Origin of the sequence: Chloroflexus sp. MS-CIW-1 (genome assembly GCF_030444705.1) — a bacterium.
Classification (GTDB): domain Bacteria; phylum Chloroflexota; class Chloroflexia; order Chloroflexales; family Chloroflexaceae; genus Chloroflexus.
The window spans coordinates 2,933,582-2,949,833 of record NZ_JAUBWR010000001.1 but is presented as its reverse complement, the minus strand read 5'-3'; the positions used below and the strand labels follow the sequence as shown (position 1 = coordinate 2,949,833).

Annotated in this window: 14 protein-coding genes; 6 read left to right on the top strand and 8 right to left on the bottom strand. The window is 54.4% G+C overall.

Translation table 11 applies throughout. From position 1 onward, the window contains the following. The first annotated feature begins 4 nt into the window (after positions 1 to 4). The 3 genes from QTO31_RS11800 to QTO31_RS11790 are packed head-to-tail and all read left to right on the top strand — an operon-like array spanning position 5 to position 3,230. A complete protein-coding gene (locus QTO31_RS11800; RefSeq protein WP_031458971.1) occupies positions 5 to 685 on the top strand; it encodes a bifunctional precorrin-2 dehydrogenase/sirohydrochlorin ferrochelatase in 681 nt (226 codons plus the stop codon). Continuing rightward, on the top strand, positions 682 to 1,500 hold the full coding sequence (gene cobA, locus QTO31_RS11795; protein ID WP_301429220.1) for a uroporphyrinogen-III C-methyltransferase: 819 nt from the start codon (positions 682 to 684) through the stop codon (positions 1,498 to 1,500). The genes QTO31_RS11800 and cobA overlap by 4 nt, the downstream gene beginning before the upstream one ends. Positions 1,501 to 1,538: 38 nt before the next feature. Continuing rightward, positions 1,539 to 3,230 (top strand): NADPH-dependent assimilatory sulfite reductase hemoprotein subunit, encoded by a 1,692-nt coding sequence (locus QTO31_RS11790; protein WP_301429219.1) that lies wholly within the window; start codon positions 1,539 to 1,541, stop codon positions 3,228 to 3,230. A 163-nt stretch (positions 3,231 to 3,393) separates the two neighbouring features. On the opposite strand, the gene QTO31_RS11785 is transcribed toward QTO31_RS11790, so the two are convergent. Genes QTO31_RS11785 through trpA form a run of 3 tightly spaced genes read right to left on the bottom strand, consistent with a single transcriptional unit; the run spans position 3,394 to position 5,438 of the window. Beyond that, positions 3,394 to 4,332 (bottom strand): acetamidase/formamidase family protein, encoded by a 939-nt coding sequence (locus tag QTO31_RS11785; protein WP_301429218.1) that lies wholly within the window; start codon positions 4,330 to 4,332, stop codon positions 3,394 to 3,396. Positions 4,333 to 4,386: 54 nt separating this feature from the next. Beyond that, positions 4,387 to 4,620, bottom strand: a complete 234-nt coding sequence (locus tag QTO31_RS11780) for an Lrp/AsnC ligand binding domain-containing protein (RefSeq protein ID WP_028457174.1) — start codon at positions 4,618 to 4,620, stop codon at positions 4,387 to 4,389. Between the two features lie 17 nt (positions 4,621 to 4,637). Next, positions 4,638 to 5,438 (bottom strand): tryptophan synthase subunit alpha, encoded by an 801-nt coding sequence (gene trpA / locus QTO31_RS11775; protein WP_301429217.1) that lies wholly within the window; start codon positions 5,436 to 5,438, stop codon positions 4,638 to 4,640. Positions 5,439 to 5,579: 141 nt separating this feature from the next. On the opposite strand from trpA, the gene QTO31_RS11770 reads away from it, so the two are divergent. Next, positions 5,580 to 6,998: a BCD family MFS transporter gene (locus tag QTO31_RS11770; RefSeq protein WP_031458966.1), complete on the top strand. Its 1,419-nt coding sequence runs from the start codon at positions 5,580 to 5,582 to the stop codon at positions 6,996 to 6,998. A 300-nt stretch (positions 6,999 to 7,298) separates the two neighbouring features. Here QTO31_RS11770 and QTO31_RS11765 read toward each other — a convergent pair whose 3' ends face one another. Further along, complete coding sequence (locus QTO31_RS11765) at positions 7,299 to 7,808, bottom strand: hypothetical protein (protein WP_301429216.1); 510 nt, start codon at positions 7,806 to 7,808, stop codon at positions 7,299 to 7,301. 525 nt (positions 7,809 to 8,333) lie between these two features. Between QTO31_RS11765 and QTO31_RS11760 the strand changes: the two genes are divergently transcribed. Then, positions 8,334 to 8,951: a LysE family translocator gene (locus QTO31_RS11760; protein ID WP_301429215.1), complete on the top strand. Its 618-nt coding sequence runs from the start codon at positions 8,334 to 8,336 to the stop codon at positions 8,949 to 8,951. 3 nt (positions 8,952 to 8,954) lie between these two features. On the opposite strand, the gene QTO31_RS11755 is transcribed toward QTO31_RS11760, so the two are convergent. The 4 genes from QTO31_RS11755 to QTO31_RS11740 are packed head-to-tail and all read right to left on the bottom strand — an operon-like array spanning position 8,955 to position 13,561. Next, positions 8,955 to 9,737: a TrmH family RNA methyltransferase gene (locus QTO31_RS11755; protein WP_301429214.1), complete on the bottom strand. Its 783-nt coding sequence runs from the start codon at positions 9,735 to 9,737 to the stop codon at positions 8,955 to 8,957. Next, positions 9,734 to 12,019, bottom strand: a complete 2,286-nt coding sequence (locus tag QTO31_RS11750; RefSeq protein ID WP_301429213.1) for an FAD-binding oxidoreductase — start codon at positions 12,017 to 12,019, stop codon at positions 9,734 to 9,736. The genes QTO31_RS11755 and QTO31_RS11750 overlap by 4 nt, the downstream gene beginning before the upstream one ends. Positions 12,020 to 12,048: 29 nt before the next feature. Continuing rightward, entirely contained in the window at positions 12,049 to 12,399 is a 351-nt protein-coding gene (locus QTO31_RS11745) for a type II toxin-antitoxin system PemK/MazF family toxin (protein WP_301429212.1), read from the bottom strand. Continuing rightward, positions 12,386 to 13,561 (bottom strand): helix-turn-helix domain-containing protein, encoded by a 1,176-nt coding sequence (locus QTO31_RS11740; protein WP_301429211.1) that lies wholly within the window; start codon positions 13,559 to 13,561, stop codon positions 12,386 to 12,388. The genes QTO31_RS11745 and QTO31_RS11740 overlap by 14 nt, the downstream gene beginning before the upstream one ends. A gap of 476 nt (positions 13,562 to 14,037) precedes the next feature. Here QTO31_RS11740 and QTO31_RS11735 point away from each other — a divergent pair, with 476 nt between their 5' ends. Continuing rightward, on the top strand, positions 14,038 to 16,206 hold the full coding sequence (locus QTO31_RS11735) for a sugar ABC transporter substrate-binding protein (RefSeq protein ID WP_301429210.1): 2,169 nt from the start codon (positions 14,038 to 14,040) through the stop codon (positions 16,204 to 16,206). Positions 16,207 to 16,252 lie beyond the last annotated feature (46 nt).

Genomic DNA, 16,252 nt, shown 5'->3' with positions numbered 1-16,252 from the left:
AACTATGTACTACCCGGTTATGCTGGACTTACGTGGTAAAAGAGTGCTCTTCATCGGTGGTGGTGGCGAAACCGACGTTAAGGTGCAGCACCTGATAGAAGCGGGGGCGTGGGTCAGACTGATTTCTCCCTATGCCCACCCTGCACTTGAACCTGTCGCCCAGGCGAGTCAACTCGATTGGCAACGACGTGAGTATCGTTACGGCGATCTGGAAGGTTTCATGCTCTGTTTTGTCCACCTGCCTGATACGCGCCTCAATGCCGTGATTGCTCAGGAAGCTCGTGAACGAGGGATCTGGCTCAATGCTGTAGACGATCCCCAGTACTGCGATTTCATTCTGCCCTCTGTACATCACCAGGGTGATCTGGTTATTGCCGTTTCTACTAGTGGCGTCGCTCCGGCGCTAGCCGTGCGGATCAGGGAACGTCTGGCGCAAGAGTACGGTCCAGAGTATGCAATGTATCTCCAACTGCTGCGTGCGTTTCGTACACTGGTTCGGCAGGCTTATCCATATAGTTTTGCTGAACGTAAAGCGGCCTGGTACCGCATGGTCGATAGTTCCGCGCTGAATCTGATCCGTGCAGGTGCGTATGCTCAAGCTCAGGAGCTACTCTGGCAGACCTTGTATAACTCTGCCTCGACATCGGTGGTCGAGCTTAGAACTCATCAACAGGAGACTGTATGAGCAAAGTTTATCTGGTTGGAGCTGGCCCCGGCGACCCAGAGTTACTGACCCTCAAAGCGTTGCGTGTGCTCGCCGAAGCTGAAGTAGTACTCTACGATCGACTGGTTTCAGCAGCCATTCTCGATCGTGTTAACCCGCTGGCAGAGCGCATCTACGTGGGTAAAGCCAGGGGCGAACAAGCGCACGTTCAGAGTGAGATCCTTCATCTGCTGCTAGCCCATGCTCGCTCTGGGCGGAAGGTGGTGCGCCTCAAAGGTGGCGACCCTATGGTTTATGGTCGAGGAGGCGAAGAATGGCTCTTCTTGGCTCAACAGGGGATTTCAGTCGAATTGGTACCTGGTATTAGCTCTGCGTTAGCATTGCCGGGGATGGCCGGTATTCCGCTTACTTTGCGTGGTGTCGGGCGAGGATTTGCTGTGATGTGTGGGCAGACACAGGGCGGGAATGTACCTGATCTTGCGCCGTATGCACTGATTGATACATTGGTGATCTTGATGGGAGTAGAACAACGGGCCGAATTGGCCGCAGACCTTGTTCGGGCCGGTCGCAACCCGTGGGAACCTTGCGCTTTTATTGAAAACGGTTCTACTCCGAATGAGCGAGTCATCCTCGCTTCATTGGCTTCTGTGGCTCGAGGGGACGTTGCCGTCAAAGCACCGGCAGTCTGGGTGATTGGTGCAGTTGTGATGGTGCGAGAGCAATTGCAGGCGATTGCATCTCTCTCGCCTACCAGTTCAATCGTGACCACAATGGAGCTGCCGGTCAATTTCAGTGTAACTTCCCGCAAACAGACAGTCGCTGTTGAACATGGATAGTTAGGTATCCGCATATTCCACTAGTCGGGAGAAATGCTATGTCAGATACACCAAAGCTTTCAAGAGTCGAACAGGTAAAACTGGTGAGTCGCCATTTGCGAGGACCGGTAGAACACGAATTACACGATGGTAGCGATCACTTTAGTGATGAAGGGTACCAGATTCTTAAGTTCCACGGGATTTACCAACAAGAGAATCGTGATGTACGTAAAGCCCGCAAAGCTCGTGGGTTAGGGCCTGAGTACGCTTTTATGATCAGAGTAGCTATCCCCGGTGGCCGACTGAGTCCGGAGCAGTATCTTGTACTTGATCGACTCGCCGATGAATTGGGAAATGCTACGCTGCGAATTACTACGCGCCAGGCTATTCAGTATCATGGCGTGCGTAAGGGTGGTCTGAAACCGCTCATTCAGATTCTGAATCGTAACCTGTTAACGACTCTTTCAGCATGTGGCGATGTCGTGCGAAATATTGTTGCATGCCCGGCGCCTTTTGTTGATCGCCAACGCACAGAATTGATGCGTTATGCAAGGGAACTCTCTGATCGTCTTAAGCCCAGAACTCACGCTTACTACGAGATTTGGCTAGATGGAGAAAAGGCGGCAACCCTGGAGGAAGAACCCCTTTACGGTGATACTTACCTGCCACGTAAGTTTAAAATTGCCTTCGCTTTCCCCGGTGACAATTGTGTCGATGTTTACACCCAGGACATCGGTATCGTGCCGTGGGTTAAGGGGCAGCTACGAGGTTTTACGATACTGGTTGGTGGTGGCATGGGGCAGAGCCATGGGGTTAAGGATACACATCCCCTCCTGGCTAAACCCTTGACTACGGTCGCACCCGAACAACTTTTTGAAGTGGTAGAGGCTATCGTCAAGGTACAACGTGATCATGGTCGGCGTGACGATCGGAAGTTTGCACGGATGAAGTACCTGGTCGAACAGTGGGGTATTGAACGCTTTAAGGCTGAGGTAGAGCGCTATCTAGGCTACACGCTGGCAGACCCCATACCACTAGTCTGGTTGAGTGCTGACGATCATCTTGGTTGGTATGAACAGGGTGATGGACGACTCTTCTTTGGTCTTTTCGTAGAGAATGGACGGATCAGAGACAATCTTCGAACAGCCATTCGCACCGTCGTACAACGCTTTGCTCTCGAAGTGCGCCTGACTCCCCAGCAGAATATCCTGTTTGTCAATATCGCCCCGGCAGATAGAGCGGCAATCGAGAAGATATTCTTTGATCACGATGTGGCGTTACCCAGTAGTGTGCCACTTGTCGTCCAACAAGCGATGGCCTGTCCGGCACTTCCTACCTGTGGACTGGCAATTACTGAAAGTGAGCGGGTCATGCCCCAGGTGATTCGTGACATCCATGCGTTGTTAAGTCGATTAGGATTACACGATGGCCCTGTCCCGCATGTGCGTATGACCGGTTGTCCGAATGGTTGTGCGCGTCCTTATACTGCCGAAATTGGTCTGGTAGGGCGGAGTTTGAATTCCTACACCATTTACTTGGGTGGTAGTTCATTAGGTAATCGGCTCGGTGAACTGTATCTTGACAACGTCAAACGTGAGGAGATTGTATCAAGTCTTGAACCGGTATTTGCGTTGTATCAACGCGAACGAAAACCGGGCGAGTCGTTCGGGGATTTCTGCTATCGGATAGGCATCGTGGCTTTGCAGCAACTTGCTCCTAACTACAAAGAAGATGACAGTGCCGGGCAATGAGGATGCCAACAGTACCTGTGGTTACCAGCAAAACGGTGTGGTTTAGCGATCAGCAAAGGGAAGAAACGACGTGCGTCGCTCTTCCCTTTCTGACAGGAAAAGGTAATGTCTTTGGCCGTTCTGTGTCTATCGCACGAGTACTGTACGTGATCGAGCCAGGGTTTCAGCGGAAGACACTCAGTGCCATGTAGAATGATACACACCAGTTAGGGGCATCAACGATCTGGCTGATACGCAAGTCACCTGCCAGGCTGCATAGCACGTAAGCATCTTCACGGCTGAGGCGATAATTATCGGTTAACCATTCAATCATATCGCGTACAGCATTTCGAGCGTTCTCCATCAGGTCGGGACCAATCGCCGTAGTGACATAATACCCTCGTGCATCGTATGCCGGCTGAATTGGCCCAGGTGGCGTGTAAAAATGATAGCGCCACGGCTTTAATGAGCGACCCTTAATGACATTGAAACGCAGTGAAAATTGCATCGGACATTCGATGCCGGTTACACACACTTCACCATCGCCTTGTGCGGCGTGGCAGTCACCGGCTGAAAAGAGTGCACCTGGCACAAAGACTGGCAGATAGAGCTTAGCACCGACATTAAGATGGCGAGTGTCAATGTTGCCACCACCTTTACCGGTTGGTAAGACATCAAATGCACCAGGTTCGTCTAATGCTACACCCATCGTGCCGCAAAATGGCTGTAGGGGAATGTGAATGTCATCGCGGAGTGGAGCTGTTTGCCCATTGCTCAGGTCGAAATGGCGAATGTATGGGGTTGTGAAATCCTGAGCGAGTAACCCTAAACCGGGAATAATTCCCGTCCAACCCCAATCAAGCGGTTGTAACCGGAGAATCTCAACCTCAAGAATATCGCCCGGCATAGCGTCTTTCACAAAGATGGGACCGGCTAATGGGTAAAGCTGTCCGAAGTCGAGATTCAGCAAAACACTGGCGTCACAGCCCGGCGTGACCTGATTGTTCGTCACTTCAGCCGTCTCACAGTGAACAATGTCGCCAGAAGCAATCTCGATAGCAGGAGGTAGGCTGTTATCCCACTTGTGATGAACTTTTCCTTTGTCCAGAACATGTTCAGCCATAATAGCCTCTTTTCAACATAAACATAGAAAGAGTGTGGAGTATAGCCTGCCTTCTCACCCAATGACCATACAGGTAATAGTGCGCTTGATTCCGCTAATCGCGTGAATCTCGCTCATGACCAGACGACCGATCTGGCGTGGATCGGGGGTTTGCAGCGTGGCCACGATGTCGTAGGGACCAGTAACCGCGTCAACGGCAATAAGACCATCGATTGCGCGGAGGGCGGCCAATACCTCGCCGATTTTACCCGACTCGGCCTCGATTAACACATACGCTCGTGCTTCCATCGTCTGCTCCTCTCTCATCACGGTCGTTCACTTGCACTCAGCAGCTCACGAATGAATGCTGCCGCACCACTCACTCGTTCGTTTGGTGCCAATCGTTCCAGCCGATCAATAAGCGCACTCCCAACGATGGCACCATCGGCAATGCGGGCCACTTCGGCAACGTGTGCCGGCTGACTGATACCGAAGCCAACTACTAAAGGTAGATCAGTGTATGCACGCACACTGCGGATAAGATCGGCCAGGTTCTGCGCGAGCATCTGTCGTGCACCGGTAACACCGGTGAGGGAAACAATGTAGAGAAAACCACTGGCTTGTGCAGCAATTTGGGCAATACGATCCGGTGGGGTGGTTGGGGCAACAAACAAGATCAAATCGAGCTGATGTGCTGCTGCGATCTGACGAAGGTCGGAGGCTTCTTCAAGCGGTAGATCGGGGATGATCCAGCCATCGCCGCCGGCTGCTGCCAGATCAGCGCAGGCCCGTTCAAGACCATAACGCAGCAGGGGATTGTAATACCCCATCAAAAGCAGTGGCGCCTTGACCTGGCGGGCGCGTAGGTCGGCCACGGTTGCAATGCAGTCGGCAATGGTGATCCCATTCTCCAGAGCGCGCTGCGTTGCCCGCTGAATAGTTGTGCCATCGGCCAGAGGATCGGAGAAGGGAACGCCTAACTCAAACAGATTGGCTCCGGCTGCTTCCAGCGCCGGTACCAGTTCAAGCGTGCTGGTGCGTTCGGGAAAGCCAACGGTCAGGTATGGCATAAGGGCAATTCGCCCTGCTGTACGGAGTCTGGCAAAGGTTTCGGCTATGCGGCTCATAGAATATTCTACCGGTCAGTGAGGATGATCGTTGTACCTGACATCATACCACAGGTTTTGAAACTTTCTAATCATTTATATTGCGACAGAGCGTGTTATAATATGACACAATATCGCCACTCTAGCACAAGGAGCTGCAAGATGGCAATGGCAGATACGTTGCTACGTCCGGTTCGTCAGGTGCAACACTGGTTAGAGGCCCGTCCTCGCTTACGGATGTGGCTACGTGTGTTTCGTCTCAGTCTCTTCCAGTTTGGCATGGGTCTCTCGCTGGCGCCGTTGACCGGTACGCTCAATCGGGTGCTTATCAACGAATTGGGCATTGCTGCATTTCTCGTCGGGTCGTTGCTCGCGCTTCACTATTTTATCTCACCTGCCCGGGCAATTGTCGGCTTTAAGTCGGATGTTCATCGGGCAGCCGGTCGCTGGCGTACTCCGTATCTGGTGCTTGGCGCAATGCTGACCTACGGTGGGTTGGCAACGGCTCCTTTCTCGCTCATTCTTCTCAGTGGTGAGGGCTATTTACCCTTCCCCCTGGCTGTGATTGTCTGTTTTGGTATCTTTTTTGCCTACGGCTTAGGGGTGAATATCGCCGAGACTATTTATCTCGCTATCGTGAGTGATGTGACACCACCGGAAGAGCGAGGGCGCGTGTTGAGCATCCTGTGGGTCGCTCTGGTTTTGGGTACGATTGTTGGTTCGCTATTGATCGGTGAGCTGCTTATTGACTACAGTCATACCCGTTTGATCCAGGTGATGCAAGGATCGGCACTGGCCTTTGTGTTCCTGACGTTCCTGTCAATGCTTGATCAGGAGCGTTTGAAACCTAACGGCGAGCTGGTTGATTTCACGCCAGTACGGGTACGTGAAACGCTAGGTGAGTCGCTCCGTATGCTGGCCGCACAGCGACCGCTGCGCAATCTCTTTATCGTGTTGGCTCTGGCAACGACCGGTTTTGCGGTGCACGATGTGTTACTTGAACCCTATGGTGGACAGGTGTTGGGGATGAGTGTCGCCGAGACGACTCGCCTGACCGCGATGTGGGGCGCCGGTATGCTAACGGCGATTGTGCTGACCGGTTGGTTACTCTGGCGCGGCCATCCGGCGTTGCGCATGCTCGGCGGCGCCTCGTTGCTAGGTGTTGTTGGATTTGCCACGATCAGCCTTGCCAATTCACCTGATCGCGTTGGTCAGTTTCTGGCAGGCGTTGCCCTGATCGGGATGGGGCGTGGGATGCTGATTGTTGGTGGTCTGGCACTGGTAATGGGGTTGTGCGACCGGACGCATGCCGGTCTCTTCCTGGCCCTCTGGGGCATTACGCAGGCGCTGTCGCAAGGGGTTGGCACGATTGCCGCTGGTCTGGCTCGTGATGTGATCGGACGACTTAGCGGTGAGGTTGCCAGTGGTTATATCGCCGTCTATCTGAGTGCGCTGCTGTTGATCGCAACCGCTGGTGTCCTGCTGCTGATCCTCAGTCTGCGCGGTCAGCTTCGTGCTGAACAGGTGCGTTCGCCGTGGAGTAGCTTAGAGCAGGTGAATGCCGATCAGATTATCTTCTGATACTATGCTGGCGCGGCGGGTTGCCAAGGGCCTATCTGAATAACCGTCTCGCGGTACGGCGGATACAACCTGATAGATGTACAGGCGCAGCGGCGCTGCGCCCGTACCTGCTGCAACAGAAGATGTCGGATTAGCGATCCGTAATCATCCTCGTGGACACCAGTAGGGGCGAGGAGTCGCCTTGCCCCTCCTCGTCACCGTGTCCTGGCATCATGACTTGTCATGATGCTCGTTGGGTGGGTTGCCCCACCCATCTGCCTGCCGTATCTGCGTGCTCTTTCTGAGGGCGTGCTCAGTCGCTCAGTCGCGGTTATTCCGCCAGAGCAGGACAGCTCCGATCAAGATAAGTGCCAGTGGCCAGACCCAGGCTGCGCGATTGAAGATCAGCTCCAGCAGAGTAAAACCACCCTCACCGGCTAGTACCAGCGAGCCGATGACGGCCATTACACCGCCGGGAATGAATGGCCACCAGATGCGCTGATTGGCAAAGAGTGCACTCAGGATCGGGATCGAAGCCCATCCGATTGCAAACGAGAGCAGAAATACACCGCCTTCGATCTCTTCAGCAAGAGGTAGCGTCTCTACCAGAGCTGCGCCCAGGCCGATACCGCCGAGAATGCCCGCCGGGATGAACCAGCCACTTTCGTGCGTACGAATACCGACACTAGCGAAAATGATGGCCAGAACTGGCAGAACAAGTAGACCGCTATTGATGATGTAGCTCAAGAGCAGGACAACACCGATGGCGATCAAGATTATTCCTGCGGTGGTGCGGTTGTTTTGTCGGAGAACGGTGGTTTCCGTTTTCATTGTGAGCCTCACTTTCTGGTGTGCTTTATTTCTGCCTCCAGTATAAAATGGTAGGAACCTGATAACCAGTGCTGAAGGTCAGATATTGGTCATAGAGTGAGGTGTGACCTTTGCCACATTGCTTCATAGTAAGATCGTGCGTGCAGAAGAGCGCAGCATTCTGTCCCGAGATGATGTACGTCATCGTTGGGGTGCCAATCATACCCATCGCCGCGTTGATAGTGGCGGGTGCCAACCTCGCTTGTGGGAGGATGTGCCAGCCAGTGGATTTCAGTTACACGCTGTACGATTACGGGCCGGAGGCCCGCGCTTCCAGGGGAAGGACTCTTCGTGGGCCGGAGACTGGCGCTCCCAGAGAGACTTTGTGGGTAAGATCAGCGTGAACAGAATGTGACTGAAAGTGAAGAACTCTGAGACAACATGAGAGAAAGGTGAGGAGGCCAACCACAGAACCTATCTCGCGCTCCTTCCCTCCTTTCCCTCTGGGGGAAACGTGAGGGGGTTGATACCTGCTTAGAGGCTTTGATGATGGAACGCTTACTCGGGTACACCCTTTCGGTAGCAGTGTTAACGCTTATTCCCGGCGCTGACACAATGCTGACCCTGCGCAATGCGTTGGCTCGTGGTCGTCTAGCGGGAATTGCCACCGCTTTTGGGATTGGGAGTGGCCTGTTTGTTCAGGCGACGCTCTCTGGATTGGGACTGGCTGCAATTGTTGTCAGGTCTGCACAGCTATATCACACCATTAAACTGGCTGGCGCTTGCTATCTGGCCGGTTTGGGTATATGGACGATACTCACAACATGGCGTCAACATTCGCCGATCAAACACGATCGTGTGGTGGGGCAGGAACGTCATGCGTTTGTTGAAGGATTGCTGAGCAATGTGCTGAATCCCAAAGTAGCAGTCTTTTATCTGGCGTTTCTGCCCCAATTTATCGCTCCCGACGATCCGGTATTGTTGACCGCACTTGCGCTCACAACCATTCATTTCGCCTTGAGCGTCATCTGGTTCTCGATCCTTACGATTTTGGTAAGCAGTGTCAGTTCCTGGTTGCGCCGCAATGAAGTACGTCGCCGATTGAACTATGTGACCGGTACAGTGCTGACCGTGTTGGGTATTCGGCTGGCGGTAGAGGGATAAATGCTACTGGCGGGTGATTTCGTACATCAAAATACCTGCTGCAACGGCCAGATTGAGCGAATCGCTCCGTCCACGCATGGGGATGCGCACGACCAGATCGCAGTCTGCCAGTTGTTCATCGCTCAGTCCGTGGCGCTCGCTGCCCAATACGAGCACTAGTGGTCGTGAATAGGGTGCTGTACGGTAATCACAGGCGCCACGATCAGAACTGCCAACCAGGGCGATCTGCTGTTGCCGACACCAGTTCAGCAGATCACGCCAGTTGGTACGTACCACGTGTTGGCTAAACAGAGCGCCCATACTGGCACGCACGGCTGCTGGATCGAATGGATCCGTTGTTGTTCCAACCAGAATGACTCCACTAAACCCTGCACCATCGGCGGTACGCAGAACGGTACCCAGATTGCCCGGATCGGCAACCTCAACCAGAGCAACCCAACCCACAGTTGCCGGTGGTAGTTCACTCAAGGGCGTGTATCGAATGTGTCCTACCGCCGCCAGACCCTGGGGATGCTCTTTTTCGGTCAGACTGGTAAAAACAGCGGCGCTAACGGTCAGGATTTTACCACCTTCAGCGGCGTAAGTGGTGATCACATCGTGGGCGAAAGCACTGCTGAGCAGATCAGGGGCCACGATCAACATTTCCAGCGGTGCGCCACACTGAATCGCTTCAGCCACCGGTCGAATGCCCTCGATTAGATACCGTCCCTGTTCGTCACGTGCTTTGCGTTGCTTCAGTGCACGAAGTGCTTTAATCGTTGGGTTGGCGAGACTGGTGATGATCATACCGGTAATACCTTACCAGGATTCAAACGCTCTTCTGGATCGAAGCTGAGTTTGATCGCACGTTGCACGGCGATCTGCCTTTCACCCAGTGCTTTCAGCATGAACGGTCGTTTGAGCGTGCCGATTCCGTGTTCACCCGACAACGTACCACCAACTTCCAGCGCCGCAGTGAAGACGGCTTCTGCGCAAGGCCATACCCGTGCGACCTCAGCCGGATTCCGGGCATCGAAGAGAATATTCGGATGCAGATTTCCGTCTCCAGCATGACCAAACACAACGATGGGCAGATTATACTCGGCACTTACACACTTGATACGGCTGACGCATTCGGCTATCCGGCTAACCGGTACGCTAATATCTTCACCTAACCGGTTCGGGCGGATGCGACCAAGGGCTGGTGAAATGACCCGTCGCGCCTGCCAGAGGTTTGCCTCATCGGTCGCATTCTGGGCTACAACCACCCGTTGGGCGCCGCCGGATCTGGCTAAATCGGCTAACACTGCTGCTTCATAATCAACCACCTCTGGTTCGCCGTCGGCTAGCATCAGCAGCATCGCACCGGCATCACGTGGTAGTCCAATGTGTAAAAAGGCTTCAACTGCGGCAATTGTGGTGTCATCCATCAGTTCGAGACTGGCCGGGATAATGCCTGAAGCCATGATCCGCTCAACAGTTGCACAGGCAGCAACAAGATCGGTAAAAATGGCCATTGTTGTACGGCGAGCGCGGGGAAGCGGAATGAGCCGTAACGTAGCTTCGGTAATGACGGCCAGCGTGCCTTCGGAACCAACCAGCAGTTGCGCCAACCCGTTATGTTCACCCTGTCCGATCAGACCATCGCCATAGCGAACAACAGTACCATCCGCCAGGACGGCTGTTAGTCTCAACACATAGTCAGCGGTGACCCCATACTTCAGGCAGCGCGGGCCACCCGCGTTACAGGCAATATTGCCACCAATGGTTGAAGCCGTTTGACTGCTAGGGTCTGGTGGGTAGAAGAGACCGACCCGTTCAGCAGCACGCTGCAATTCGGCGGTAATCACCCCTGTTCCCACATGAGCGATCCGTTGTTCGCGGTCAATCGTGAGATGTTCTAGCCGATTAAGGCTGATCACCAGGCTACCCGGGGTAGGCACAGCACCACCAGCCAGACCACTGCCGGCGCCGCGACTGACGACCGGCAACCGATGAGCGGCAGCAATCTGCATCAGCGCGGCAACCTCTGCCGTATTGGCCGGTAAGGCCACAGCATAGGGGAGGGCCTCGGCTTGGGCATTTGAGGCATCCTGACAATAAACAGCCAGGTGATCGGGGTGAGTGAGCAGATAGCGGGCACCGACCACCCGCCTGAGATCTGCAATCAGATCGTTTTCTATCGCCCTGCTAGAAGTGGCAAGGGCAGGATAGGCTGGCCGGGGTGGTGGCCCAAACTCTGAGCACGGTTGACCGCCTGCTGAAGCAGCCTGCGCTTTAAGTGTGGCATAGCTCTTAGAATCAGGTAAAGGAGAAATATGTAGACTTCCTACACCGACATCACCCCAGATCACCGTATCAGAGTTGATGAGACGTTGGCAGAACGTCAGAAAATCGGTTAACGCTCGTCGCGGCAATGTAACATCGAGCCGTTGTTCTGGCGCAAGCGCACAATGTCGCTGCGCAAGCTGTTCCCAATGGCGCCAGCCATCAGCAGGATTAGAGGTAACGATCAGGTCATAGTGAGCAGCCATCGTTTCCACCTGCTGAGCCTGCCGCTCAACCACTACTGGAAAGCCGGCTATTTCAACAAGGAGTAATCCCTGCGCATCGAATGCCAGGGCGCGAAGTGCCATATTGGCAGCCATCAGATCATTGGCCAGCATCAATAACGACTCAATCGGCCCTTCCACAAGCCGCAGTGCAGTAGCCCCCGGCAACGGACGTAGATTAAATGTCAACTCTTGGAGTTCGCCTAGTCGTACTCCTTGCCCGGCCAATGCCCGATGGAGGTTATAACCGGTTGCCCGTTTAAGCGTCGGCCCACCAACGGTCAGCAGCCCATCAGCCGTGTTCAGCGTGGCTGCCCGCACATACCGACCAATCGGGCCGCTGTGCAGGCGATAACGACCACCACTATTACAAGCTACCAATTCAGCTAATGTGGCCTCTACCCGCAACGGGATAATTGGTAGACAGAGTCCGTATGCAGCCAGAACCTGGTTAAAAGTGGTCGCCGTAGCAGTTGCCTGGGCGCTGGCCAATAGCGCACCAGCGTTGACAGTAAACGTTGATGAGGTGGTTGTCATACCTTCTGTACTGAAGCCCTTGACTTATCCTAAGCTGGCGGCACATAATCTACCACCAACGCAATCGCCGCTGCGATCTCATCCATTTTCGTTGCCGGTGCTCGACCAACAAGCTTTTGGAAACAGTGTACATCGATACTATACAATTGAAGCAGGTCCACTGCATGGGGAGCATTCAATCGAGTGGGCCAGGTACTGTCGAGGCGTTGCATCCATACCAGATCGTTAAAGCGGTCTTCCCATGGGCGCAAGCGAGCTACCAGGCGAACCGGCAATCGTTCAAAGGCATTCGCACTCACGACGAGTACCAGGGTCTGGGTGTGGTCGCCGAGATCGACATACCAGATCTCACCACGACGGGGGACATTAGTTGTACTCACTCGTGACAACCTCGTGGGCTGGAGTAGCGGTAACCTGATAAAGATCACGGGCTGTTTCGGCCTGCGCAGTCAGAATCGCGTGGCGTTCAGGTAGTGGCTGGTGCAGCAACTGCTGACACCGACCCATCTCTGGTTGGTCAACCGGAATAGTGGTCTCACCACGTAACAGTCGCTGTGCTTCAGCCGGATCGATTAGCTCTTCAGCCAGGGCACGAAGGACTGTACGGCGCAACCAGATCGGTTCTTCCAGAGGAAGAGGTTCCGGCTCTTGCGTTCGCCAGCCACGTTCACTCAATTCAATCATCAACGATTTGTACAAACGTTGACTGATAATCTCCAGGGTCAGCATCCGGTACAGCAATGCCTGGATACTCATCCCGAAATGGTGTTTCAGCAATATCAATTCATCCAGGTGTATGTGATGCCGACGAGTGCCGATAAAGGCGCGTAAGTTGCTCGCCGGCGCAAGAAGAGCCGCTGCGAAGCGGAAAGCAGCTTTTTCTTCATCAAGATTGCCCTGCGGTTGCAGCACCAGATGCCCCAACTCGTGAGCTAGATTCATACGCCAACGGGCGCCATCGGCGGTACGGCGGGCAATCACCGCTGCTACAACTGGTGTATCGTGTTCGTCGCGTACAACCGCAGCGACACCATCAAAGCCATCAACGGTATCAAGTGCGATCACGTGCAAACCATGATCTTCCAACACATCAGTCAGATTGGCGATAGGCGCGCTCCCTAAATCCCAACGGACGCGCAACTCGTTTGCTGCCGTTTCCGCATCAGCTAGATCGGCCACCGGATAGTGATGAAGTGGCACATTCAGATAAGATACCTCGCCAATAAGGTGTTGGAGTCGCAATCGCTCACGTAACGTCTCATCAACCAGAGCTGCAATCTGATCATGCTGGCGCTTTCGTAGCGATGCACGTTTCCGGTAGGCGATCAGCTCAATCTGTACCTCTTGACCGTTGAGCAGATCGGTCGGACGCACACCAAGCGCTTGTGCCAGACGCTGTAACACCGTTGGTGACGGTGTTGCCTGCCCATGTTCGTATTTCGAGATCGCCTGACGGGTGACAATATTGTTGGTGGCTTGAGCCAGGTCGCTGAGAGTCATACCACGTGCCAGTCGCAACTGGCGGAGCCGTTGGTGATTCATCGTAAATCCCTCCTGTCAGTTGACAATTATCGTTGATCGTGACCGGTTTGTCAACCGGTATTAACCTGGTTTTGGGGCAGCATGTTCAGTGTTTAGTCGTGTTTGCGAATGAATATCTTGTACACCCCTCAAGACCCACCCTGACCTGCGCCGTTTGCCTGGGAACGTGGGCCTCCGGCCTGCATCCTGCACGGTCGCCTGGGAACGCGGGCCTCCGGCCTGCATCTTGCGATACCTAGCAGGGAACCCATCGGTGGGCGCATCAGCACACCATAACCCCCTTCGGCCCCTGCCTATTTTTCCGTTTTCTTTTCTCCTGCCGGGCAGAGAAAATGTTGAAAGCTGCTAAACCGGGTACCAAATTCCACGAGACTCTATTGACAAACGTCGTTTCTTCCGGTATATTGTACAAAAGTACAATAATGAACAAATTTATCACTTCGCCGTATCCCCTGTAATCCATCAAGGAGGAGTCAATGAAGACGAGGCGTTCTTTGTCGGTTTTTCTCCACCTGTTCGTGTTGGTAGCATTGACGCTCGTTGGTTGTGCCGCACCGCCTGAAACCTCAACAGTCCCAACCCAGCAGACTCAACCAGCTTCAGCCACTGCTGCTCCGACAACACAAGATGGTATTCCACTGGCTTTTGCCGATCCGAACAAGAAGGTACGCATCGCGCTGGTACGCGAGGTTGGGGAGGGGTCGTTCTTCGAGCGGTATCTGGCCGGGGCGCAATCGATGGCGAACGAGCTGGGAGTAGAACTGCTCGAGGCAACGGCGCGTGGTGATATGGCGAAGATGGTGACGGCGATGGAGAACTTTATCCAGCAAGGGGTGGATGCCATCATCGTCGACCACGGACGACCCGATCCGTTGCTGCCCAAGATTGAAGAGGCCTTGGCGAAAGGGATCAAGGTGGTGTCCTTTGACTTAGTGGTCGATAACCCGCAAGTGCCGGAAATCGAGCAGGACGATATGCTGATCGGCTTCCTGCTGGCGAAGAAGGTTGTCACCGACCACGCTGGACAGGCGGATGTGGTGTATGTGAACGTCGGTGGCTTTGCGCCCCTCGACAAGCGTGACCGCATCTGGCAGGACTTCAAATGGCGCTATCCGGGGTTGAAGGAAGTGACGCGGATTGGGGCTGTTACCGACAACACCGCTGCCGACACCCAGACGCGGATGGAAGCGACGATGAAGGAATACCCGAATGCGAACGTCGTTGTCGCGATGTGGGACGAGTTTGCCAAAGGGGCCGTGCGAGCAATCACGCAAGCAGGACGGGCGAAAGACTATCAGGTCTACTCGGTCGATATTACCAATGAGGATATCCAACTGATGATTGCCCCGGACAGTCCGTGGGTGGCTACCGTAGCCACCGATTCGTACAGTGTGGGTCGGCTGGCGGTACGCACGGCGGCGGCGCTGGTGGCGGGGGAGAAGGTAGATAAATACCTGCTGGTACAGCCGCAGTTAATCACTCGTGATTTTCTGCTGGCGAACAAAATCACCAATATGGATGAACTCATCCAGGCAATGCCGGCAATGGGTGAGTCGCCGCTTAACTGGTTCCCGTGGATGGAAAAGGTACTGGCCCGGAATGGCTATTCTATGCCACAAATCGCGGTCGGTGCTGGCGCAGAGATGAGTTCTCAACCAATTTGTCAGGTCAAGAGTGATCAGATTCCGAGTGTTTTCACGAACAAGAAGGTACGCATCGCGCTGGTACGCGAGGTTGGGGAGGGGTCGTTCTTCGAGCGGTATCTGGCCGGGGCGCAATCGATGGCGAACGAGCTGGGAGTAGAACTGCTCGAGGCAACGGCGCGTGGTGATATGGCGAAGATGGTGACGGCGATGGAGAACTTTATCCAGCAAGGGGTCGATGCGATCATCGTCGACCACGGACGACCCGATCCATTGCTGCCCAAGATCGAGGAGGCCTTGGCGAAAGGGATCAAAGTGGTCTCCTTCGACCTGGTGGTTGATAACCCGCAAGTTCCGGAAATCGAGCAGGACGATATGCTGATCGGCTTCTTGCTGGCGAAGAAGGTTGTCACCGACCACGCCGGGCAGGCGGATGTGGTGTATGTGAACGTTGGTGGCTTTGCGCCCCTCGACAAGCGTGACCGCATCTGGCAGGACTTCAAATGGCGCTATCCGGGGTTGAAGGAAGTGACGCGGATTGGCGCCGTGACCGACAACACTGCCGCCGACACGCAGACGCGGATGGAAGCGACGATGAAGGAATACCCGAATGCGAACGTCGTTGTCGCGATGTGGGACGAGTTTGCCAAAGGAGCCGTGCGGGCGATCACACAAGCAGGACGAGGGAAAGATTATCGGGTCTACTCAGTTGACATCACTAATGAGGATATCCAACTGATGATCGCCCCGGACAGTCCGTGGGTGGCAACAGTCGCTACCGATTCGTACAGTGTGGGTCGGTTGGCGGTACGGACGGCGGCGGCCTTGGTGGCGGGGGAAAAGGTCGACAAGTACCTACTGGTACAGCCGCAGTTGATCACACGTGATTTCTTGCTGGCGAACAAGATTACCAATATGGACGAGCTCATCCAGGCTATGCCGGCAATGGGTGAGTCGCCGCTTAACTGGTTCCCGTGGATGTGTACGCTGGCAGGTAGGTAAGTAGTTAGGCTATGGTTGGTGTGGTGTGGGGAGTATCCCCACGCCA